We start from the raw sequence: 22,031 nt of genomic DNA, 5'->3' as shown, positions 1-22,031 counted from the left end.
AAGTTGCAAGTTGCAAGCTTCAAGATAAAGCGGATCAGTGGTGCTGATAGTCCTTTTCGAGCCTGATGCTACATGCTCTTTCTTGCAGCTTGCAGCTTGCAGCTTGCAGCTAGCTCTTGGTCGAGAAGCGGTAGCCGGTGCCGCGCACGGTTTGTACCAGATTCTCGTAGGCCTCACCCAGCGCTTTGCGCAGGCGGCGGATGTGCACGTCGACCGTGCGTTCTTCGACATAGACGTTGCCGCCCCACACCTGGTCCAGCAGTTGGCCACGGGTGTAGGCGCGTTCCTGGTGGGTCATGAAGAACTGCAGCAGGCGGTATTCGGTAGGGCCCATTTCAGCCGGCTTGCCGTCGATGGTCACGCGGTGGCTGATCGGATCGAGCAGCAGGCCGCCGACCTCGATCGGTGCCTCACTGTCGCTTGGGCCGGTGCGGCGCAGCACGGCTTTGAGCCGCGCAACCAGCTCGCGCGGTGAGAACGGTTTGGTGATGTAGTCGTCGGCACCCACTTCCAGGCCCTGGATCTTGTTATCCTCTTCACCTTTGGCAGTGAGCATGATGATCGGAATGTCGCCGGTCAGTTCATCGCGCTTCAGGCGGCGGGCCAACTCGATGCCGGAGGTACCCGGCAGCATCCAGTCGAGCAGGATCAGGTCCGGCTTGCGGTCGACGATGATCGCGTGGGCCTGTTGGGAGTTTTCCGCTTCCAGGCAGTCATAGCCGGCCATTTCCAGGGCAACGGCGATCATCTCGCGAATCGGTGCTTCGTCGTCGACGATCAGAATGTTCCTGCCTACCATGCTCAAAACCTCTCCTGGATTCAGTGTCTTGACCCGCATTAGATAACGGAATTATTGCAGCTGTGTGACAGGACGTTGGCCGTTCTGGCGACATTGCGTGACTGAACTAGGCTACAGAGGGCCGCGGTTCTGGCAACCCGAACCCATTACCCCCCGAAACGATGGTGAATCCAATGACACGACATACGCTGAGCTGGATGGCCCTTTTCACTGCGCTGGCACTTCCGGGGGTGGCCTCGGCACAACCTGCAATGGAAAAGGATGGCATGTGGGTCGATCATGCTGGCATGACCCTGTACACCTTCGACAAAGATACCGGCGGCAAGTCGATGTGCAATGGCGAATGCGCCAAGAACTGGCCGCCTTTGATGACCAGTGGCGGCGAAAAAGCCGAAGGCAAGTGGACACATATCAAGCGGGACGACGGCAAGATGCAGTGGGCCTACGACGGCAAGCCGCTGTATACCTTCGTCAAGGACAAGAAGGCTGGCGACATGACCGGTGACGGCATGAAAGACGTTTGGCACGTCGCCAAGCCGTAAGGGCTTGCAGTCGGCCTGCGGGGGCGGGGTAAGCCCGCTCCCACAAGGTGGGGTGCTCACGCTGTCAGCGCAGCGCGTAGTCCAGAACCACCCCCATAAACACCAGCAACCCCGCCCAGTGATTGTGCAGGAACGCCTTGAAGCACGACTCGCGGTCCAGCTTGCGTGTCGACCAGTACTCCCAGGCAAAGCACGCCAGCGCCCCCAGCAGCCCCAGGTGGAACCAGCCGCCGAGGTCAAAGCGGCTACCGGCCAGCAACAGGCAGCCCAGCGACAACAACTGCAAGGTCAGGATGATGCTGCGGTCGGCCTCACCGAACAGGATGGCCGTAGATTTCACGCCGATCTTCAGGTCGTCGTCCCGGTCGACCATGGCGTAATAGGTGTCGTAGCCCACCGTCCACAGCAGGTTGGCGATGTACAGCAGCCAGGCACTGGCCGGCAGTTCGCCCCCAGCGGCCGTGAACGCCATCGGAATGCCCCACGAGTACGCTGCCCCCAGCACCACTTGCGGGTAGTAGGTGTAGCGCTTCATGAACGGGTAGCAGAACGCCAACGCCACCGCGCCGAACGACAGCCACACGGTGCGGCTATTGGTGCACAGCACCAGCAGGAAACTGACCCCGACAAGCATGGCGAACAGGGCCAGCGCCTCGCGCGGGCGCACGCGGCCACTGGCCAGGGGCCGGTCGGCGGTACGCTTGACGTGGCCATCCACCTTGCGGTCGGCAAAATCGTTGATGCAGCAGCCGGCGGCGCGCATCAGTACCACGCCAAGGCCGAAGATCAGCACGTTGGCCAGGGTCGGCGAGCCGTTGCCGGCAATCCATACCGCCGACAGCGTGGGCCACAGCAGCAGGTAGATACCGATCGGGCGGTCCATGCGGCTGAGCTGGACAAAGTCCCAGGCACGCGGGTGCAGGCGGTTCAGCGACTTGAGCAGTTGCAGGTACATCAGCTGTTTTCCTCCTGGGCCGCTTGCCACAGCGCCGGCAGAAACACCTCGGCTACCAGCAGGTCCAGCCCGTCACGTTCAAACCGCGAGCGGCGGGCCCATAGCGCTGGCCGGGCGGCATCTGCCGGCAACCACGCCTGTGGGTAACTGCACACTTGGATTGGGTGGCGGATGAACGCCTGGTCGCAGAACAGCAACTCGCCCAACGAACGGCTGCCGAGGCGTTCCAGGTCCAACCCGCCGCGGGCCAGCGCACTGCGGCTGGCCACGCTGCGGGCGAACACCCAAGGCTGGCCATGGCCGCGCAGGTACACCTCGCGCACCCAGCCTTCAGCGCCAACAGCGATGCCCAGTGCCTGGCATTCGTCGGCGCGCAGTGGCTGCCAGCCCTCGAACAAAGGGGTGACGGAGAAGTCATCGTGGGCCAGGCGCGTCAGGCGGCGGGTCAGTGAGCCTTCGTCGAACAGCCAGTCAAGGGTGGGCTGGTCGATGTCGGTCGCCAGCCGTGAATACGGCAGCCACGCGACAGCGGCTGCTTGCGGGGATTCGTACGACACGTCGGTCTGCTTGTTACAACCTGAGAGGCGGCGAGCTTAGCATGATTGCCCCGACTGCTTGCATACTGCGGGCAGGGCCGCTACAAAGCCCCCAAGCATTGCGCGTTGGTCCCTGTTGCAGCGGGCTCACCCGCCATAGGGCCATCAGCAGCAACACAAAGCCCCAGCCTGACCCGAGGAAAACAACCTGATGAAAAAGTGGCAATGTATCGTCTGTGGCCTGATCTACGACGAAGCCGAAGGCTGGCCCGACGACGGCATCGCCCCTGGCACCCGTTGGGAGGACGTGCCGGAAGACTGGCTATGCCCTGACTGCGGTGTTGGCAAAAGCGACTTTGAAATGATCTCCATCGGCTAAGCGAGGCAAGCACGACATGACGTCCCCTGTGGTAATCATCGGCACCGGCCTGGCGGGCTACAACCTGGCCCGCGAATTTCGCAAGCTCGATGCGCATACGCCGCTGCTGCTGATCACCGCCGATGACGGTCGTTCCTACTCCAAGCCCATGCTTTCCATGGGCTATGCCAAGCACAAGGGCGCCGCTGACCTGTGCATGGCCGAAGCCGGTGCCATGGCCGAGCAGCTGAACGCCGAAATCCGCACCCATACCCGCATCAGCGGCATCGACCCTGGGCACAAACGCCTGTGGATCGGCGAAGAGGCCGTGGCATACCGCGACCTGGTGCTGGCGTGGGGGGCGCAGACCGTGCAGGTGCCGGTTGAAGGCGATGCCAGTCACCTGGTGTTCCCCATCAACGACCTGGAGGACTACGCACGCTTTCGTGCTGCCGCCGCCGGCAAGCAACGCGTGCTGATTCTCGGCGCTGGCCTGATCGGCTGCGAGTTTGCCAACGACATGAGCCTGGGGGGCTTTCAGGTAGACGTGGTAGCGCCATGCGAGCAGGTCATGCCGACCCTGTTGCATCCGGCCGCTGCCGGCGCGGTACAACGTGGGTTGCAAGACCTGGGCGTACGCTTCCACCTTGGGCCGGTTCTGACCCGCTTGCAGCAGGCGCCCCACGGCCTGGAGGCGCACCTGTCGGATGGCAGCGTGGTTGGCTGTGACCTGGTCGTTTCGGCCATTGGCCTGCGCCCGCGTACCGACCTGGCTGCCGCGGCCGGGCTGCAGGTCAACCGTGGCGTCAGCGTGGACCGTGAGCTGCGAACCTCCCACGCCAATATCTTCGCCCTCGGGGATTGTGCCGAGGTAGACGGCATCAACCTGTTGTACGTGATGCCACTGATGAGTTGTGCACGGGCACTGGCCCAAACCCTGGCCGGCAAGCCCACAGCAGTCGCCTATGGGCCAATGCCGATCACCGTGAAAACCCCGGCCTGCCCGCTGGTGGTGTCGCCCCCGCCACAGGGCCGCGAAGGCACTTGGCAGGTGGAAGGGCAAGGCAATGACCTGAAGGTGCTGTGCATCGATGCGGGTGGCGGGCTGCTGGGTTACGCCCTGACCGGGGCTGCGGTCATGGAAAAGCTGGCGCTGAACCGCCAGCTACCTGCAGTTATGGCGTAATTGCCAGACGTTCTGTCGGGTTTGTTCTGTTGTTGCCTGCACAATGGCCGCTCAGATACTGGCGCGGCCCCGAACCACGTGCCATTCTCACTCCCGTCTGCCGCAGGTTAGAGCCTGCGGTGCCTTGAGCGCTGCTATTGAAGGCAGCACGGCATAACAACAAGAATTCCGTCAAAGAGGCTTTACTATGCGCAAACCAGAACTCGCCGCCGTCATCGCTGAAAAAGCTGACCTGACCAAAGACAAGGCTAATCAAGTGCTGAATGCGATTCTCGACAGCATCACGGGCGCCCTGGACAAGGACACCGTGACCCTGGTTGGTTTCGGCACTTTCGAAAAGCGTCACCGCGGCGCGCGTACCGGCAAAAACCCGCAAACCGGCCAGCCGGTCAAGATCAAAGCCAGCAATACCGTGGCTTTCAAGCCCGGCAAGAACCTCAGGGACAGCGTCAATACGCCGGCCGCGCCGAGCAAGGCCAGCAAGAAAAAGTAACTGTGCACTGAGGATGCGTTGATCCCGAACGGGCGCCAGATGGCGCCCGTTGTGCTTTACACCCGGTAATTGCTGCGAACTTGCATAAAAAGGTCATTAGGAGGATAAACTGCGCAACTTAGTCACTTTTCCATCGAGGCGTGTCGATGAAGTTCCGCTTTCTTCTCTGGGCCATGGGGCTGCTGATGGCCCGGGCCAGCCGCAATAATCCGGCATTCCAGCAGCAGCTTAAAGGCAAGGACCTGGTGTTCCAGATGCAGACCCTGGACGGCAAGGTCGCCCGGCACTTTATCGTCAGCAACGAGCGGGTCAGCAGCAAAAGCGGGTCGTACTCACAGCCAGCCTTTGCCATTGCCTTCAAGGATGCCGCCTATGGCTTTGCCACCTTGCAGGCAAGCAACAAGCAGTTGGCGTTCATGCAGGGCATTCAGGACAAGAACATCCAGATCAAGGGCAATCCGGCGTTGGTGATGTGGTTTCAGGGGTTGATGAAGTACCTGAAGCCGAAGAAGAAGCAGGGCTGAAATGTTTGGGGCCGCCAAGCGGCCCCGGGCTTCAATGCGGTGCGTTGAACTGCGAAGCCAGCTCCCGCAGCAAGCTCTCGGCCTCCAGCACTTTGTTCACCACATCCTCGGCCTTTTCCCGGGCAATGCCCAAACGCTCCAGCAGTTCGTCAGGAATCTCCTCCAGCGGCCCCGAGCCAATCCCCCGCGAGCGCAGCAGGCGTGTGGCCAGGCATACCAGGTTGGGGAATTCCGAAAACTCGCCGTCGTAAGCCGGGTCGTGCTGGAAACGCAGCGCGGCCGAGAGCTCTACCGGCATGTCCCACAGTTTCATCAACCAGGCACCAATCTGCTCGCGGCTGATACCCAGCAGGTGTTGTTCCACATAGGTGTGGTTCAGGTGAGGGTTGACCTCCAGGTGGCGACAAATCAGCGAGAAGTGCGGCGGGAAAACGTGTGCCAGCAGCAGGTAACCGAAGTTGTGCAACAGCCCGGCCAGGTAGGTCAGGCCTGCTTCAGGGCGCTCTGCCCGCGGCATGGCTCGGGTAAGGCCCTCGATGATGGCGGCGGTGTAGATCGACTGCTGCCAGTACGGGGTGGCCTGCTGAGGGTTGTCCTTGGGCAGGCTCAGGGTCTTGCCCAGGGCCAGGCCGAGGGCGAGGTTGATCACCAGGTCGAAGCCCAGCACGCGCACGATGGCGTCTTCCACCGAGCGGATCTTGCCCGGCGAGGCGTAGTAGGGTGATGCCGCCCAGCTGACCACCTGGGCGGCCAGGGCCGGGTCGGTTTCTACCACCCCAGTGATATCGTCGATGCTGGCGTTGGGGTCTACCCGCAGTTTGATGATTTTCTGCGCAGTATCGGCCAGCGGCGGGATTTCGATGGTTTCTTCCAGACGCTTCTGGATACGCCGGGCAGTGAAGGCTTGCACGGCATTGGTGATTTCGCGGGTATCGTCGTTAGGGCGGTCGAGGTTGGGGCTGATCGCCCCGACTTCCTGGCCAAAGCTGCTGGCGCTGGCCTTGAGCAACATGCGCTTGAAGTGCGCGCGCTCTATTTCCAGCAACAGGCCGGCTTCACCCGAATTGATGTACACCAGGTCGACGTCCAGCAGGCTTTTTTCGTACTGGCACGGTGAGCTGGTGAGCGCCGGGATGCCCGGCAGCGCCTTGAGCTGGTGTTTGTCGAGCATTTGCTTGAGGCGTGGCACCGACACGGCGGTGAGCTTGCGCCCGGTCAGTTCGGCCAGGCGGTTCAGGTCCAGCAGCTGGCTCTGCGGGAACAGCACCATCATGGCGCCCACCTCGTCGTCCAGCAGCACGGCCTGTACCCGCGAGGCTGCGGGCAGGTGCGGATGTTCGACCACCTCGCGGTAGGCTACGCCGAGTTTCTCGAGCAGCAGCCTGATGACGGAAGGCGTGTGTGGGGTTGCGGTGTCCAGGGCAACTTCAGTCATGGTCCGTATCCACTGATTCTTTTAAACGCGAAGTATAACCACCCTGGTCGCAAATCTGGATCCATTATGGGACAGGCGTCACACCTGACCATATTGCTGGCCATGACGCAGCCAGCGGTCCAGCAGCGGGCTGACGTGCTCCGGCCAGCGTGCGATCAGGGCCTGGGCGGCATCGCGTACCGCTGGCAACAGGTCGGCGTCGCGCATCAGGTCGGCGACCTTGAATTGCAGCAGGCCGGTCTGGCGGGTACCCAGCATTTCGCCCGGGCCGCGTAGCGCAAGGTCTTTTTCGGCGATGATGAAGCCGTCGTTGGTTTCGCGCATGATGCCCAGGCGCTCGCGGCCGATCTGCGACAGCGGCGGGTGGTACAGCAGCACGCAATGGCTGACGGCGCTGCCGCGACCCACCCGGCCACGCAACTGGTGCAGCTGGGCCAGGCCGAGGCGCTCGGGGTTTTCGATGATCATCAGGCTGGCATTGGGCACGTCCACGCCCACCTCGATGACGGTGGTGGCGACCAGCAACTGCAGGTTGCCGGCCTTGAACTCGGCCATGATCTCGGCCTTTTCCGCCGGTTTCATGCGGCCGTGGATCAACCCGACCCGCAGTTCACCCAAGGCGCTGCCCAGCTCCTCGTAAGTGCTTTCGGCTGCTTGGCAGGTCAGTTCCTCGGACTCTTCGATCAGCGTGCACACCCAGTACGCCTGGCGCCCTTCAGCGCAGGCGGCGCGTACCCGTTCGACCACTTCGAAACGCCGGCTGTCGGCCACCAGCACGGTGTTCACCGGCGTGCGCCCAGGCGGCAGCTCGTCGAGCACCGAGGTGTCCAGGTCGGCGTAGGCACTCATGGCCAAGGTGCGCGGAATGGGGGTCGCGGTCATGATCAGCTGGTGTGGGCACAGCTCGCCGGCTACGCCTTTCTTGCGCAGCGCCAGGCGTTGCTGCACGCCGAAACGGTGCTGTTCGTCGATGATGGCCAAGGCCAGGTGCTTGAACTTCACCTCGTCCTGGAACAGGGCGTGGGTGCCGACCACCATCGGGGCGCCATTGGCGATCTGCTCGAGCGACGCCGCCCGCGCCTTGCCCTTGAGTTTGCCGGCTAGCCAGGCCACCTCCAAACCCAAAGGCTCCAGCCAGCGCTTGAAGGTGATGTAGTGCTGTTCGGCAAGGATCTCGGTGGGGGCCATCAATGCCACCTGATAACCAGCCTCCAGGGCCTGCAACGCGGCCAGCGCGGCGACCACGGTCTTGCCGGCACCCACGTCGCCTTGCACCAGGCGCATCATCGGCTCGTGCTGGCTGAGGTCGTAGGCAATTTCGTTGGCGACGCGCTGCTGCGCGCCGGTCGGCTGGAAGCCCAGATTGGCCAGGTATTGCGCCGGCAGCCGGGTGGCCTTGGGCAGGACTGGCGCACGCAGGCTGCGCAGGCTCTCGCGCAGGCGCTGTTGCGACAGCTGGTGGGTGAGCAGCTCTTCGAATGCCAGGCGGTGCTGAGCCCAGTGGTGGCCCAGGGCCAACTCCTCGACGTCGGCGTCGGCGGGCGGGTTGTGCAGGTAGCGGATGGCGTCATCCAGCGGCGCCAGCTGGTAGTCGCGGGCCAGTTCGTCGGGCAGCCAGTCGGGCAGGCTGCGCGGGCCGAGCAGGCTCAGGCTCTGTTGGCACAGTTGGCGCAGGCGTTGCTGGGTGAGGCCCTCGGTAGACGGGTAGATCGGGGTGAGGGTTTGGTCGACCGGCGGTGGCGGTTCGTCACCGTTCAGTGCGCGGTACTCCGGGTGGTAGATCTCCAGCCCGGAAGCGCCCGGGCGAGCTTCGCCGTAGCAGCGCAGGTGGGTGCCGCGCTTGAGCCCTTCCTTTTGCGCGTTGCTGAAATGGTAGAAGCGCAAGCCCAACACGCCACTGCCGTCACCCAGGCGTACCACCAGGCTGCGACGCTTGCCCATGGTCACGTCGGCACCGCTGACCACCCCCTCGATCACCGCGTCCTGGCCTGGGCGCAGCTGGCCGATCGGAACCACGCGGGTGCGGTCCTGATAGCGCAGGGGCAGGTGGAACAGCACGTCCTGCAAGTTTTCCAGGCCGACCTTGGCGAGCTTTTCGGCCATGGCCTCGCCAACACCCTTGAGCACGGTGACCGGGACGTTCGACAGCTCCGTCATGACTCAGGCCGTTTGTTCTGCAGGGGCCTTGGCTACCGAGCACAGGCGGATCGAGTCGGCGAGGATCTCGATGGCCTTCGGCCGTGGGAAGCTGGCGCGCCAGGCGATGGCCACGGTGCGGAACGGTGCCGGGGCGGTCAGCGGGCGGACTTCGATGACCCCAGGCGCGTAGTGGTGGCTGTGCACCGCCGACAGCGGCAGGATGGACACGCCAAGACCGGACGCAACCATGTGGCGGATGGTTTCCAGCGAGCTGGATTCGACCGTGGTGTGCCGCGACCCTTCACCCCCCTTGTTCAGGGTTGGGCAGGCTTCCAGCACCTGGTCACGGAAGCAGTGACCTTCACCCAGCAGCAACAGGCTCTTGTCGTTGAGCATGGCGGTGTCGATGGTCTTTTTGGCCGTCCATGGGTGGTCGGCAGGCATCAGCGCGCAGAACGGTTCGTCGTAGAGGGGCAGGGTGAGCACATCGGCTTCATTGAACGGCAGGGCGATGATCACGGCGTCCAGCTCGCCATTGCGCAGCTTCTCGCGCAGCACATGGGTGAAGTTTTCTTCGATGTACAGCGGCATCTGCGGTGCCACGCGGTGCAGTTGCGGGATCAGGTGCGGGAACAGGTAGGGGCCCACGGTGTAGATGGCACCGACCTTGAGCGGCGCAGTCAGCTGGTTCTTGCCAGCCTGGGCCAGTTCGCGAATGCCCTGGGCCTGCTCCAGTACCTTTTGTGCCTGGGCAACGATGCTCTCGCCGACAGGGGTCAGGCGGACCGCGCTTTTGCTGCGCTCGAAGATCAGAACGCCAAGCTCATCCTCAAGCTTCTTCACACCGACCGACAGGGTCGGCTGGCTCACGTGGCAGCGCTCGGCGGCATGGCCGAAGTGCTGTTCCTGGGCGAGTGTGACGATGTAGCGTAGTTCTGTGAGGGTCATAACGTGCGTCCATGAAGTTGCGGCCCCAGCATAGCGGCTGCAATCGATAGACGCACGTTATCAGACTTGCCGATTTGTGACAGAAACAAAAGCCTTAGCGGCGATCCAGCGAGTAGACGAAGGGCGCCACGACTTCGATCGTGCCATTGTTCAACAACTCGGGTGGCGGCTTTGGCACTTTGCCGGCGCGGCGGATCATTTCCATGGTCGCGCGGTCCAGCGCGGCACTGCCCGACCCACCGGCCATCGAATACGACACCACCTTGCCCTCGGCGTCGACCACGAAGCGCAGGCGGTTGATGCCTTGCAGGCCACGGCGGCGCGCGTCTTCCGGGTACCGTTTGTACTTGGCCAGGTGGCGCAGCAGGTCACTCTGCCAGGTCGGCAGGGCGTTGCTGTTGGACGCGATGCTCGGGGCCGGTGCCGCGGACTTCTGCGGTGGCGTATTGCTCGGCGGCGCGTCGACGGTCTGCTCGGTCGGCGGTGCTTCCTTCGGCGGCTCAGGCTTCTTCTCAGGCTTGGGCGGCTGGGGCTTGGCCTTCGGCTTGGGCGGCTTGGGGATGGCGATCTTCGGCTTGGGTGCCTCCACCAGCTTCGGCAAAGGTGGTTCCTCTACCGGTGCAGGTGGCTGCGGCGCCGCTTTCGGGGGCGGCGGTGGCGCGGGTTCCGGCAGCGGTGCCAGTTCGACCATCATGGCTGCTGGCGGCAACTCGATGGCCTGGGGCACAGACCAGTTGAGCGTCAGCAGCACGGCGACCACGTGCACGCCCAGCACGATCGCCAGGCTGCCAGCGTAGCGCGCCATGTTTGAGCGCGGTTTTGTCATTTCTTGGCTGCCGTCTCGAGACCTACCAGGCCGACTTTCAGGTAGCCGGCCGAGCGCATGTTGTTCATCACTTCCATCAGGTCACCGTAATCCACGCCTTTGTCGGCCTGGAAGAAGATGGTGGTTTCCTTGTCACCCTTGGTCTTGGCGTCGAGCATCGGGCCAAGCTGGTCGGGTGCCGGGACCTGATCGTCGCCGACGTACAGCTTCTGGTCTGCCTTCACGCTGACGAACACCGGCTTCTCGGGCCTCGGCGCCGGTTTGGCGGTCGAGGCCGGCAGGTCGACCTTGATATCGACTGTGGCCAGGGGGGCGGCAACCATGAAGATGATCAGCAGTACCAGCATTACGTCGATGAACGGCGTAACGTTGATTTCGTGGTTTTCGGCGAGGTCGTCGCCACCTTCGTTGAGATGCAGGCCCATGGCTTACCCCACTTTCACCATGTGCGGGGCGGCGCGCTCGCTGCCTTGGTGGTCCAGATCGCGGCTGACCAGCAGCAGTACCTGGGCGGAAGCATCGGACACCTGAGCCTTGTAGCCGGCAATGGAACGGGCGAAGACGTTGTAGATGACCACGGCGGGGATCGCCGCGACCAGGCCCAGGGCGGTGGCCAGCAGGGCTTCGGCGATACCCGGGGCGACCACGGCCAGGTTGGTGGTCTGGGTCTTGGCGATACCGATGAAGCTGTTCATGATGCCCCAGACGGTGCCGAACAGGCCGACGAACGGGGCGGTGGAACCAATGGTTGCGAGTACGCCGGTGCCGCTGCTCATGTTACGGCCGCTGGCATGCACCAGGCGCTCCAGGCGGAAGCTGACGCGTTCCTTGATACCCTCTTTCTCGCGGGCATTGGCCGACAGGCGCATCTCTTCAAGGGCGTCGTGCACCAGGGTATGGGCCAGCGTGCCTTCCTTGCTGGAGACTTCGCTGGCATCTTTCAGCGTGGTGGCCTTCTTCAGGTGGGCGATTTCGCCACGCAGGCGGCGTTTGGCGCCCATCAGCTCGAAGCCTTTGGCGATCCAGATGGTCCAAGTGATGATGGAGGCGATAGCCAGGCCGATCATGACGATCTTCACCACGATGTCGGCGTTCTTGTACATGCCCCATGGGGACAGGTCGTGGGCCATGCCCAGCGAGGTATCTTCGACCAGGGCTTCGACGCTTGGGTCTGCTGCAGCTGGTGCACCGGCAGTGGCGCTGGTGGCGGGTGCTTCGCCAGCCGGGGCGGTGCTCGGGGCAGCAGCGGCAGTGGCGGCGGCCGGCGTGGTGGTATTGGCGGTTGGCTCATCGGCCATGGCTGCCGGGGCCAGCACCAGGCTGAGCGTCAGCGCGGCGATGGCGCGCCAGGCGCGCGACTGGGTTGGCGAAGCGGAGGGTTTAGTACGTGTCATGCTGGCCGGACCTGATGAAGAGAAAAGACGAACGTTCTCCAAGGCCTCGAGGCGGGCCGAGAACAACTTGGTCGCCATTATTGCAAGTAATTCTTGTTAACAAAAGTAATATTGTAGCTTTTTTCGCCTATGGTCTAGCCATCCATCGTGTAGCGTGGTTGGGCTGATCAGTTGGTCCAGGGAGTTTTGTGATGTCAGACCTTTCCGTGTTGGTGGTGGGTTGTGGTGATGTAGGTGGGCGCTTGGCCCAGCAGATGCTGGCACGTGGCTGGCAGGTCAGTGGCCTGCGCCGTTCGGTGGGGCAATTGCCTGCGGGGGTTCACCCGGTGGCTGCGGACTTGGCCGAGCCCTCGCTGCCAGCCGCGTGGCCACAAGGTGCGTTGGACTACCTGGTGTACTGCGTGGCGGCCAGCCAGCATGACGAGGCGGGTTACCGGGCGGCGTATGTCGACGGTTTACGCCATGTGCTGGCTTGGCTGGCCGAGCGTGGCCAACGGCCGCGCCGTCTGCTGTTCGTGTCAAGCAGTAGCGTGTATGCGCAGAAGGACGGCGAGTGGGTTGAGGAAGGGTCGGCGACCGAGCCCGAGGGGTATTCGGGGCGGGTGATGCTGGAAGCGGAGCGGTTGGCCCTTGGCAGCGGCATACCGGCGAGTGTAGTGCGCCTCACTGGCATCTACGGCCCCGGCCGCGAGTGGCTGCTGAGCCAGGTACGCCAAGGCTATCGGGTGGCTGAGCAGCCGCCGCTGTACGGCAACCGTATTCATGCCGAAGATGCTGCCAGCTTGCTGGCGTTTCTGCTGCAGGAAGATGCTGATGGCAAGGCGTTGGACGACTGTTACATCGGGGTTGACGATGATCCGGCACCGCTGGCCGATGTGGTGGCCTGGTTGCGGGCCTACCTGGGGGTTACCGAATGGTCAGATGAACAGCGCGTGCGGCGCACCGGTAGCAAGCGCTGCAGCAACGCACGGGTGAAGGCGTTGGGCTGGGCGCCGGTGTATCCGAGTTACAAGGAAGGCTACGCAGCCATCCTGGCGGCAAAAGCCTGACCACACCCTTGACGCGACTTCTGTAGGCGCGGCCTGGCGTTGCGATTGGGCTGCAAAGCAGCCCTGGCAATCCACGCGGCGACGCTGATGCCCTGGTGCCGTGTTGCGGCCCTGTCGCGAAACAAGGCCGCTGCTGCAGGCTTCAGTTTTTTTCCAGCAACCACTGGCGCTTGCCCGCTGCCAGTTGGGGCATGTCATCAGCCTGGGCATGGTTCACCGCCTGGAAGATCTGCAGCTTGTCGCCGTCACGCTTGATGATGAAAGGCGCACCCCGTTGATTGCGCTCCAGCCACAGGCTGTCGTTGCTGCCGCCCATGGTGGCGCAGTCGCCGGCCAGGCACAGGGCGAAACGGTCTGGCCCAGGCAGGCCAGTGACGTTGCCGGTATCGCTGAAGCGCACTTTTCCGCCTTGGCCCTGGCCTTCGAGAATGGTCCATTCACCGCCCAGATACGCTTGGTACAGGGCTTTTTCGAAGCTGCTGCCCAGCGGGGCGTTGGCGGTGGCAGAGGGTTGTACGCGGACAAAAGCCTGCTTTGCGCCGCTCTGGTCTGTGGTCAGCAGCTCGTCACCGTCCAGCGCAAGCTGCTCGGTCTGGCCACCGTCAAAGCTGGCCTGCAATTGCTTGTCGAGCGTGACCAGCTGGCCGTCCGCCGCTTCGAAGCCATTGCTGTAGCTGGCCTGCTGGTTGGCGACGTCGAGCTTCCACTCGAATACCGGACCATTTTCATGAAGGGCCTGGCGCAGGCTGTCGCCCTTTACAGCGGCCTTGATCGCAGCCTGGTTGATCCAGGTGCCGTTGAAATCTTCGGGTTTGTGGCTGGCGCAGCCGCTCAGGAGCAGGGCTGCCAGCGCGAGGGGCAGTGCGTGACGCATGTCGGGAAACCTTGCGCAGGAGAGGGGGCGACGGGCAGGGTGCCCGTCGCCCAAGGCATCATTCGATGACCAGGATGGCGTCCATTTCGACCTGGGCGCCTTTTGGCAGCGCGGCAACGCCAATCGCGGCGCGGGCTGGGTAAGGCTGTTCGAAGTAGCGGCCCATCACCTCGTTGACTTTGGCGAAGTGGCTCAGGTCAGTCAGGAAGATGTTCAGCTTGACGATGTCCTTGAACGAACCGCCAGCAGCCTCAGCCACGGCCTTGAGGTTCTCGAACACCTGCACGGTCTGGGCTTCGAAGCCTTCGACCAGCTCCATGGTCTTCGAGTCCAGCGGGATCTGGCCGGACATGTACACGGTATTGCCGGCCTTGATCGCCTGCGAGTAGGTACCGATAGCGGCGGGGGCCTTGTCGCTGTTGATGACGGTCTTGCTCATGATGACTCCTTGCGGTTGGCGGACTACGTACGCATGCGGGTGATGCGGACCACACCGGTCAAGGTACGCAGCTTCTTGATCACACGGGCCAGGTGCACGCGATCGTGTACGCTGACCACCAGTTGGACCACGCTGATACGGCCGTCGCGCTCGTCCATGCTGATTTTCTCGATATTGCCGTCGGCCGCGTTGACGCTGCTGGCAAGCAGGGCAATCAGGCCGCGCTGGTGCTCCAGTTCGACCCGCAATTCGACATTGAACTCGCCGGTGATGTCCTTGGCCCAGGAAAGCTGCACGCATTTTTCCGGGTTGTGGCGGATTTCACTGATGTTGCGGCAGTTCTCCAGGTGCACGACCATGCCCTTGCCTGCCGACAGGTGGCCGACGATCGGGTCGCCCGGGATGGGTGTACAGCACTTGGCATAACTCAGTACCAGCCCCTCGGTACCGCGGATCGCCAACGGCCCTTCCGGTGCTGGCAACTGTTCGCCTTCGGCTGACAGCAGGCGGCGCGCAACCACATACGCCATGCGGTTGCCCAGGCCGATATCTTCGAGCAGGTCTTCGATCAGTTCCAGGCGGTACTCCGCCAGGATCGCCTGGATACGTTCCTGAGGGATCTTCTCCAGGCTGCTGTCGAAGCCGGTCAGCACCTTGTTCAGCAGGCGTTCGCCCAGGCTGATGGATTCGGACCGGCGCTGCTGCTTGAGCGCGTGGCGGATGTGCGTGCGCGCCTTGCCGGTAACCACGAAGTTGAGCCAGGCGGGGTTTGGCCGGGCGCCCGGGGCGCTGACGATTTCCACCGTGGACCCGCTCTGCAGCGGTTCGGACAACGGCGCCAGGCGGCGATTGATACGGCAGGCGATGCAACTGTTGCCGACGTCGGTGTGTACCGCGTAAGCGAAGTCGACGGCCGTCGAGCCTTTGGGCAGCTCCATGATGCGGCCCTTGGGCGTGAACACGTAGACCTCGTCCGGGAACAGGTCGATCTTCACGCTTTCGATGAACTCTAGCGAGTTGCCAGCACGCTGCTGCAGCTCGAGGATGCCTTTGACCCACTGGCGGGCACGGGCGTGGCTGCCCTTGGGTTGCTCGTCGTCGTTGGACTTGTACAGCCAATGCGCCGCGATGCCGTTGTTGGCCATCTCTTCCATCTCGCGGGTGCGGATCTGGATTTCGATGGGCACGCCATGCATACCGAACAGCGTGGTGTGCAACGACTGGTAACCGTTGGCCTTGGGGATCGCGATGTAGTCCTTGAAGCGGCCGGGCAGCGGCTTGTACAGGTTATGCACGGCGCCGAGCACACGGTAGCAGGTATCGACTTTGTCAACGATGACGCGGAAGGCGTACACGTCCATGATCTCGTTGAAGGCGCGGCGCTTGCCGCGCATCTTCTTGTAGATGCCATAGAGGTGCTTCTGCCGGCCGCTGATTTCGCCTTCGATGCCATCGGCAGCCAGGCAGTTGGCCAGCGAGTGCTCGATCTTGGCGACGATTTCCTTGCGGTTGCCACGAGCGCTTTTCACCGCACGGTGAATCAGCGACGAGCGCATGGGGTGCATGGCCTTGAAGCCGAGGTCTTCGAACTCCACGCGCACCGTATGCATGCCCAGGCGATTGGCGATGGGGGCGTAGATTTCGAGGGTTTCCTTGGCGATGCGCCGGCGCTTTTCACCGGACAGCACTTCAAGGGTGCGCATGTTGTGCAGGCGGTCAGCCAGCTTGACCAGGATCACGCGGATATCGCGCGCCATGGCCATGGCCATTTTCTGAAAGTTTTCAGCCTGCGCCTCGGCCTTGGTTTCGAAGTTCATCTGGGTCAGCTTGCTGACCCCGTCAACCAGCTCGGCCACGGTCTCGCCAAATTGCTGGCTGAGGGCTTCCTTGGCGATACCGGTGTCTTCGATCACATCGTGCAGCATGGCCGCCATCAGGCTTTGATGGTCCATGTGCATGTCGGCGAGGATGCTGGCCACGGCCAGCGGGTGGGTCACGTAGGGCTCGCCGCTGCGGCGGCGCTGCCCGTCGTGGGCCTGTTCGGCGTAGAAATAGGCGCGCCGGACCAGGTTGACCTGTTCAGGGCCAAGATAGGTCGACAGCCGTTCGGCCAAGGCTTCTATACCCGGCATGGGTTTACCTCCTGCCGAGGAAGAGGGCCTTGCGCCGTGCGACGTCGACCTGGCATCAATCAGACAGCCTCGTTGTTCTCGTCCTCGAACGCGGCGAACACCGGATCCTCGGTGACGATCTCTTCAGCGGCGATGAATTCGTTGGTGACGATGCCTTCGGCGATTTCACGCAGGGCAACGACGGTAGGCTTGTCGTTTTCCCACGCTACGCGTGGTTCCTTGCCGCCGGTCGCCAGCTGGCGAGCGCGCTTGGTCGAGAGCATGACCAGCTCAAAGCGGTTATCCACGTGTTCCAGGCAGTCTTCAACAGTTACGCGGGCCATGGTCTTCCTCAGTAGCAAATGCGGTGGGCGTGCAGCCCAATAGTGGGCAGGCGGACTCGATAGTATAAAAATTCACCAGCCAATAGGGAAGCGCTGTTTTGCCGAGCAGCGTCATCCCCAAGCCTGCCACCGCACCCTGCAGGCGCGGTTTCAGCCGCGAAAGGGCCGAAACAGACACCCTCGACGCATGAGCCTGACGATAACCTCAGAGCATCGCGCCGCGCAACCTCGGGGTCAGCTCTTCGAACAAGGTCTGCACCGAGCGCAGTGCCCGGCAGTCCGGACGGGTCAGCAGCCACAGCTGGGTGTCGCAGCCGGCCAGCGGCCCGCTGAGCGCATCGACGCCGGGCAGCGCATGCACCATGTAGTCCGGCAGCGCCGCCACGCCCAACCCGGCGGTCACCAACTGGGCGATGGTCGACATGCTGCTGCACTGGTAGCGCGGGCTCAACCCAGGGTGCTGCTGGTTGCGCCAGACCACCGTGGGGTGGTCCTGCATGGAGTCGTCAGGGGCGATCCACGGGGTGCTGGCAGGCGATTCGGCCAGCCGCTCGCGCCACTGCGGCTGGCCGCAGATGACATAGGACGTCGAGCCCAGGTCGCGGCCCACCAGGTGTTCAGGCGGTGTATTGGTCAGGCGCAGGGCAATGTCGGCGTCGCGCCGGCTGAGGTTGGCGAAGGTGTTGGAGGTGCCCATTTCCAGCGACAGCGCCGGGTAGTTGGGCATGAACTCGGCCAGCGCCGGCAGCAGCAGGCTGTGCATGACCGCCTCGGTACAGGTCAGGCGCACCGTGCCGCTGACCACCTGCTCGCCACTGGTCATGGCAATGCGCGCGGCCTCCAGCGCCTGCTCGGCACGCTCGGCCTGTTCGGCCAGGGCCTGGGCAGTATCGGTTGGCAGGTAGCCTTTGCGGCTTTTCACGAACAGCGCAGTACCGAGGGCCGATTCCAGCCGGCGTATCGAGCGGAAGACCGTCGATACGTCAACTTTGAGCAACTCGGCGGCCTTCGCCAGCGAGCGGCCACGCTCCAGTGCCAGGACCAGAGTGAGGTCGGCGTGGGTTATCTGATATTGCATTGGTGCACGCTCTGCTTGCCGAATTGCCAATGTCTGTTGCATCAGGGCCATTTTATAGTGAAACCGCCCCCCGGAATCAATGCGCCCGGTCGGGTCAACAATCCCCACGATGGGAAGTGAAAAGAACAACAGCTGCAACCATCGTCGCCCATGAGGCGCCAGCCGTACCCCCCCACATCGCCGCAGCAAATCAAAGGATGTACAGCCATGACGTCGGTCACCCCGTGCGCCAGTTCTTCCAGCGAGATGAAAGACTTCCTCCAGGCCCATCCGGACACGCAGTACGTCGACCTGCTGATCTCCGACATGAACGGCGTGGTACGCGGCAAGCGCATCGAGCGAGCCAGCCTGCACAAGGTGTACGAAAAAGGCATCAACCTGCCGGCGTCGCTGTTCGCCCTGGACATCAACGGCTCCACTGTGGAAAGCACCGGCCTTGGCCTGGACATCGGCGATGCCGACCGTATCTGCTTCCCGATCCCTGGCACGTTATCGGATGAGCCGTGGCAGAAGCGCCCCACAGCCCAGTTGCTGATGACCATGCACGAACTGGATGGCCAGCCGTTTTTCGCCGACCCGCGGGAAGTGCTGCGCCAAGTGGTCAGCAAGTTCGACGACCTGGGCCTGGCTATCTGCGCCGCCTTCGAGCTTGAGTTCTACCTGATCGACCAGGACAACCTCAACGGCCGCCCGCAACCGCCGCGCTCGCCGATTTCCGGCAAGCGCCCGCAATCGACCCAGGTGTACCTGATCGACGACCTCGACGAATATGCAGATTGCCTGCAGGACATGCTCGAAGCCGCCAAGGAGCAGGGGCTGCCGGCGGACGCCATCGTCAAGGAAAGTGCCCCGGCGCAGTTCGAGGTCAACCTGCACCACGTTGCCGATCCGCTGAAAGCCTGCGACTACGCGATCTTGCTGAAACGGCTGATCAAGAACGTGGCCTACGACCATGAAATGGACACCACCTTCATGGCCAAGCCCTACCCGGGCCAGGCAGGCAACGGCCTGCACGTGCACATCTCGCTGCTGGACAAGAAAACCGGCAAGAACATATTCGCCAGTGACGACCCGCTGCAGAGCGACACCCTGCGTCACGCCATTGGTGGGGTGCTGGAGACGATGCCGGCATCGATGGCCTTCCTGTGCCCGAACATCAACTCCTACCGCCGCTTCGGCGCCCAGTTCTACGTGCCCAATGCGCCGAGCTGGGGCCTGGACAACCGTACGGTAGCCGTCCGCGTGCCCACCGACAGCAGCGACAACGTGCGCCTTGAGCACCGTGTGGCCGGCGCCGACGCCAACCCGTACCTGATGCTGGCGGCCATCCTGGCCGGCGTGCATCACGGCCTGACCAACCAGGTCGAACCCCAGGCGCCGATCGAAGGCAACTCCTACGAGCAACTCGAACAGAGCCTGCCGAACAACCTGCGCGACGCCTTGCGCGCGTTGGACGACAGTGAGGTGCTCAATCAATACATCAGCCCGGACTACATCGATATCTTCGTGGCCTGCAAGGAAAGCGAACTGGCCGAGTTCGAAGTGTCGATTTCCGACCTCGAGTACAACTGGTACCTGCACACGGTGTAAGCCCATGAGCGCAACTGCGGTCCCCTTGATCGGTGTCAGCGCCTGCCGCCAGCAGGTGGGGAAGAACTCGTCGCACACGGTTGGCGACAAGTATGTCGAGGCGGCCGCGTTTGCCGGCCTGCCGCTGATTCTGCCGGCCCGTGACGGTGGCAGCGACACGCAAGCGTTGCTGGCCTGCCTGCACGGCATTGTTTTTACGGGCTCGCCTTCAAATATCGAACCGCATCATTACAATGGCGCCCCCAGTGCCGCGGGCACCCGGCATGACCTGGCGCGTGACCGGCTGACCTTGCCGCTGCTGCAGGCGGCGATCGCCGCCGGTGTGCCGGTGTTGTGCATTTGCCGCGGCTATCAGGAACTGAACGTGGCCTTGGGGGGCAGCCTGCACCAGCGCGTGCAGGCGCTGCCTGGCTACCTGGACCATCGCGAGCCCGAAGACGCGCCCCTGGAGGTGCAGTACGGCCTTCGGCACCCGGTGTTCGTCGAGCCTGGCGGCTTGTTCGAGCGCCTGGGGCTGGCAGCGCAGTTCGAGGTCAACTCGCTGCACAGCCAGGGCATCGAGCGCCTGGCTTCGTGCCTGCGGGTCGAAGCGCGGGCCCCGGACGGCCTCATCGAAGCGGTGTCCATGCCCGGTGCGCCGGGCTTCGTCCTTGGCGTGCAGTGGCACCCAGAGTGGCGGTTCAGCGAAAACCCGGTCTCGCTGCGCCTGTTTCAGGCGTTTCGCGAGGCCTGCGTTGCCTATGCAGCACGGGACGGCGCACGGCTGACGCGCCCCTGACAGCAAGCTTTCAATGAGTGAAAGCGGGCCTTGTGCGCAAGGCCTGTAAGAACAATTCCAAAATTTACGGCAAATACTCATGAGCAATTACACAGAAGCCGCCCGCCCACCCGACGTGGCGGCCGAAGCGGGCAACAATCAGCGCAGCAAAGGCCTGGCCAAGGGTCGCCTGGGCTTGCTGGCCAGCGTGGTACTGGGCATCTCCACCATCGCCCCGGTGTATACCCTCACCGGCGCACTGGGCCCTACCGTGCGTGAGGTAGGAGCACACCTGCCAGCCGTGTTCATCGTCGGCTTCCTGCCAATGCTGCTGGTAGCCTTGGGCTACCGTGAACTGAACTCGGCAGAGCCGGACAGCGGCACCTCCTTTACCTGGTCGGCGCGCGCCTTCGGGCCGATGATCGGCTGGATCGGGGGGTGGGGGCTGGTGGTTGCCACCACCATCGTGCTTTCCAACCTGGCGGGGGTGGCGGTCGACTTCTTCTACCTGTTCCTCGGCCAGATCACCGGCAGGCACGCGCTGGCGGGGCTGGCCGACAACCTGTTGATCAACATCGTCACCTGTTGTGTGTTCATCGCCCTGGCGGTGTGGATCTGCTGCCGGGGCATGGCCACCACCATGACCGTGCAGTATGGCCTGGTGGCCCTGCAACTGCTGGTATTGGTCGGCTTCGCTTTCGCCGCGTTCGGCGGCACCACCGCGCCACCGCCGATGGCGTTCGACCTGGCCTGGTTCAATCCATTCGGCGTGGAGTCGTTCTCGGCCTTTGCCGCGGGCTTGTCGCTGTCGATCTTCATCTTCTGGGGTTGGGATACCTGCCTGACCGTCAGCGAAGAGTCGGTTGGCAGTGAAGAGGTGCCGGGCAAGGCTGCCACCTTGACCGTCATGCTGATCCTCGGCCTGTACCTGTTCACTGCCATTGCCACCCTGCAGTTTGCCGGCATTAGCGAAACCGGCCTGGGGCTCAACAACCCGCGCATCCAGGAGAACGTGTTTGCCCACCTGGCCGGCCCGGTGATGGGGCCGCTGGCGATCCTGATGTCCATTGCCGTGCTGGCCAGTACCGCAGCCTCGTTGCAATCGACTTTCGTGGCGCCGGCGCGCACGCTGCTGGCCATGGGTTATTACGGCGCAGTACCGCCGAAGTTCGCCAGTGTTTGCCCACGCTCGCAGACCCCACGCTACGCCACCATTTGTGCAGGTGTGGCGGCGGGCCTGTTCTACGTGACCATGCGTACGCTGAGCGAGAACGTGTTGGCCGATACCATCACTGCGCTGGGCATGATGATCTGTTTCTACTATTCGCTGACGGCGTTTGCCTGTGTCTGGTATTTCCGCGGCAGCCTGTTCAGCAGCGTGCGCCACTTCTTCATGCGCGGCATGTGCCCGCTGGTGGGTGGGGTGATTCTGTCGGTGATCTTCGCGCGTACCGCCATCGACAGCGCGTCGCCGGACTTCGGCAGCGGTTCGCATGTCGGCGGGGTGGGGCTGGTGTTCGTGATTGCCGCGATCATCTCGGTGCTGGGCATCGGGCTGATGATGCTGTCACGCCTGCGTGCGCCAGCGTATTTCCTGGGGGCTACCCTGCGCCAGCAGGCCACCCTGCCTTTGCAGGAATAAAGCAAGGGGCCG

General features: G+C 63.3%; 23 protein-coding genes. 9 read left to right on the top strand and 14 right to left on the bottom strand.

Translation table 11 applies throughout. The annotated features are described in order from the left end of the window. Positions 1-109 precede the first annotated feature (109 nt). Positions 110-799 carry a phosphate regulon transcriptional regulator PhoB gene (gene phoB, locus K4A76_RS23310; RefSeq protein ID WP_003253341.1) on the bottom strand — a complete coding sequence of 230 codons (690 nt, stop codon included), beginning with the start codon at positions 797-799 and terminating at the stop codon, positions 110-112. 173 nt (positions 800-972) lie between these two features. On the opposite strand from phoB, the gene K4A76_RS23305 reads away from it, so the two are divergent. Beyond that, positions 973-1,341 carry a COG4315 family predicted lipoprotein gene (locus tag K4A76_RS23305; RefSeq protein ID WP_029886882.1) on the top strand — a complete coding sequence of 123 codons (369 nt, stop codon included), beginning with the start codon at positions 973-975 and terminating at the stop codon, positions 1,339-1,341. 64 nt (positions 1,342-1,405) lie between these two features. On the opposite strand, the gene ubiA is transcribed toward K4A76_RS23305, so the two are convergent. Together ubiA and K4A76_RS23295 are read right to left on the bottom strand one after the other, a co-directional pair. After that, entirely contained in the window at positions 1,406-2,296 is an 891-nt protein-coding gene (gene ubiA, locus K4A76_RS23300) for a 4-hydroxybenzoate octaprenyltransferase (RefSeq protein ID WP_274411246.1), read from the bottom strand. Beyond that, positions 2,296-2,853, bottom strand: coding sequence for a chorismate--pyruvate lyase family protein (locus K4A76_RS23295; protein WP_029886880.1), 558 nt, complete (start codon positions 2,851-2,853; stop codon positions 2,296-2,298). The genes ubiA and K4A76_RS23295 overlap by 1 nt, the downstream gene beginning before the upstream one ends. 190 nt (positions 2,854-3,043) lie before the next feature. Between K4A76_RS23295 and K4A76_RS23290 the strand changes: the two genes are divergently transcribed. The 4 genes from K4A76_RS23290 to K4A76_RS23275 all read left to right on the top strand — a co-directional run bounded on the left by K4A76_RS23290 (position 3,044) and on the right by K4A76_RS23275 (position 5,393). Next, entirely contained in the window at positions 3,044-3,211 is a 168-nt protein-coding gene (locus K4A76_RS23290; RefSeq protein WP_003253349.1) for a rubredoxin, read from the top strand. Positions 3,212-3,227: 16 nt separating this feature from the next. Then, entirely contained in the window at positions 3,228-4,376 is a 1,149-nt protein-coding gene (locus K4A76_RS23285) for an NAD(P)/FAD-dependent oxidoreductase (RefSeq protein ID WP_161892735.1), read from the top strand. A 187-nt stretch (positions 4,377-4,563) separates the two neighbouring features. After that, positions 4,564-4,869 carry an HU family DNA-binding protein gene (locus K4A76_RS23280; RefSeq protein ID WP_274411245.1) on the top strand — a complete coding sequence of 102 codons (306 nt, stop codon included), beginning with the start codon at positions 4,564-4,566 and terminating at the stop codon, positions 4,867-4,869. 146 nt (positions 4,870-5,015) lie between these two features. After that, positions 5,016-5,393: an SCP2 sterol-binding domain-containing protein gene (locus K4A76_RS23275; protein ID WP_009684520.1), complete on the top strand. Its 378-nt coding sequence runs from the start codon at positions 5,016-5,018 to the stop codon at positions 5,391-5,393. A 31-nt stretch (positions 5,394-5,424) separates the two neighbouring features. Here K4A76_RS23275 and K4A76_RS23270 read toward each other — a convergent pair whose 3' ends face one another. The 6 genes from K4A76_RS23270 to exbB form a co-directional block, all read right to left on the bottom strand. Beyond that, complete coding sequence (locus K4A76_RS23270) at positions 5,425-6,828, bottom strand: aminoacyl-tRNA deacylase and HDOD domain-containing protein (RefSeq protein ID WP_009684521.1); 1,404 nt, start codon at positions 6,826-6,828, stop codon at positions 5,425-5,427. A gap of 78 nt (positions 6,829-6,906) precedes the next feature. After that, on the bottom strand, positions 6,907-8,985 hold the full coding sequence (gene recG / locus K4A76_RS23265; protein ID WP_274411244.1) for an ATP-dependent DNA helicase RecG: 2,079 nt from the start codon (positions 8,983-8,985) through the stop codon (positions 6,907-6,909). 3 nt (positions 8,986-8,988) lie between these two features. Then, entirely contained in the window at positions 8,989-9,915 is a 927-nt protein-coding gene (locus K4A76_RS23260; protein WP_009684523.1) for a hydrogen peroxide-inducible genes activator, read from the bottom strand. 94 nt (positions 9,916-10,009) lie between these two features. Beyond that, on the bottom strand, positions 10,010-10,741 hold the full coding sequence (locus K4A76_RS23255; RefSeq protein ID WP_033690730.1) for an energy transducer TonB: 732 nt from the start codon (positions 10,739-10,741) through the stop codon (positions 10,010-10,012). Then, entirely contained in the window at positions 10,738-11,166 is a 429-nt protein-coding gene (exbD, locus tag K4A76_RS23250; protein ID WP_009684525.1) for a TonB system transport protein ExbD, read from the bottom strand. The genes K4A76_RS23255 and exbD overlap by 4 nt, the downstream gene beginning before the upstream one ends. A 3-nt stretch (positions 11,167-11,169) precedes the next feature. After that, on the bottom strand, positions 11,170-12,135 hold the full coding sequence (gene exbB, locus K4A76_RS23245; RefSeq protein ID WP_274411243.1) for a tonB-system energizer ExbB: 966 nt from the start codon (positions 12,133-12,135) through the stop codon (positions 11,170-11,172). Positions 12,136-12,326: 191 nt separating this feature from the next. On the opposite strand from exbB, the gene K4A76_RS23240 reads away from it, so the two are divergent. Then, on the top strand, positions 12,327-13,184 hold the full coding sequence (locus K4A76_RS23240; protein WP_274411242.1) for an SDR family oxidoreductase: 858 nt from the start codon (positions 12,327-12,329) through the stop codon (positions 13,182-13,184). A gap of 142 nt (positions 13,185-13,326) precedes the next feature. Here the strand turns inward: K4A76_RS23240 and K4A76_RS23235 are convergent, their stop codons facing one another. The 5 genes from K4A76_RS23235 to K4A76_RS23215 all read right to left on the bottom strand — a co-directional run bounded on the left by K4A76_RS23235 (position 13,327) and on the right by K4A76_RS23215 (position 18,030). Continuing rightward, positions 13,327-14,058, bottom strand: coding sequence for a hypothetical protein (locus K4A76_RS23235; protein WP_274411241.1), 732 nt, complete (start codon positions 14,056-14,058; stop codon positions 13,327-13,329). Positions 14,059-14,116: 58 nt separating this feature from the next. After that, on the bottom strand, positions 14,117-14,497 hold the full coding sequence (locus K4A76_RS23230; protein WP_274411240.1) for a RidA family protein: 381 nt from the start codon (positions 14,495-14,497) through the stop codon (positions 14,117-14,119). A gap of 23 nt (positions 14,498-14,520) precedes the next feature. Then, complete coding sequence (gene spoT, locus K4A76_RS23225) at positions 14,521-16,629, bottom strand: bifunctional GTP diphosphokinase/guanosine-3',5'-bis pyrophosphate 3'-pyrophosphohydrolase (protein WP_009684532.1); 2,109 nt, start codon at positions 16,627-16,629, stop codon at positions 14,521-14,523. Positions 16,630-16,688: 59 nt separating this feature from the next. Then, positions 16,689-16,952, bottom strand: coding sequence for a DNA-directed RNA polymerase subunit omega (rpoZ, locus tag K4A76_RS23220; RefSeq protein ID WP_003253383.1), 264 nt, complete (start codon positions 16,950-16,952; stop codon positions 16,689-16,691). 205 nt (positions 16,953-17,157) lie between these two features. Beyond that, positions 17,158-18,030, bottom strand: a complete 873-nt coding sequence (locus K4A76_RS23215) for a LysR family transcriptional regulator (protein WP_274411239.1) — start codon at positions 18,028-18,030, stop codon at positions 17,158-17,160. A 246-nt stretch (positions 18,031-18,276) separates the two neighbouring features. On the opposite strand from K4A76_RS23215, the gene K4A76_RS23210 reads away from it, so the two are divergent. The 3 genes from K4A76_RS23210 to K4A76_RS23200 all read left to right on the top strand — a co-directional run bounded on the left by K4A76_RS23210 (position 18,277) and on the right by K4A76_RS23200 (position 22,019). After that, positions 18,277-19,620: a glutamine synthetase family protein gene (locus K4A76_RS23210; RefSeq protein WP_370593786.1), complete on the top strand. Its 1,344-nt coding sequence runs from the start codon at positions 18,277-18,279 to the stop codon at positions 19,618-19,620. A 4-nt stretch (positions 19,621-19,624) separates the two neighbouring features. After that, positions 19,625-20,398, top strand: coding sequence for a gamma-glutamyl-gamma-aminobutyrate hydrolase family protein (locus tag K4A76_RS23205; protein ID WP_274411238.1), 774 nt, complete (start codon positions 19,625-19,627; stop codon positions 20,396-20,398). 79 nt (positions 20,399-20,477) lie between these two features. Then, a complete protein-coding gene (locus K4A76_RS23200) occupies positions 20,478-22,019 on the top strand; it encodes an APC family permease (RefSeq protein WP_047149774.1) in 1,542 nt (513 codons plus the stop codon). Positions 22,020-22,031 lie beyond the last annotated feature (12 nt).

The sequence above is a fragment of the Pseudomonas sp. NEEL19 genome (assembly GCF_028751975.1).
Lineage (GTDB): Bacteria > Pseudomonadota > Gammaproteobacteria > Pseudomonadales > Pseudomonadaceae > Aquipseudomonas > Aquipseudomonas juntendi.
The sequence above is the reverse complement of the archived record's forward strand: the minus strand, read 5'-3'. Positions and strand labels throughout refer to the sequence as shown.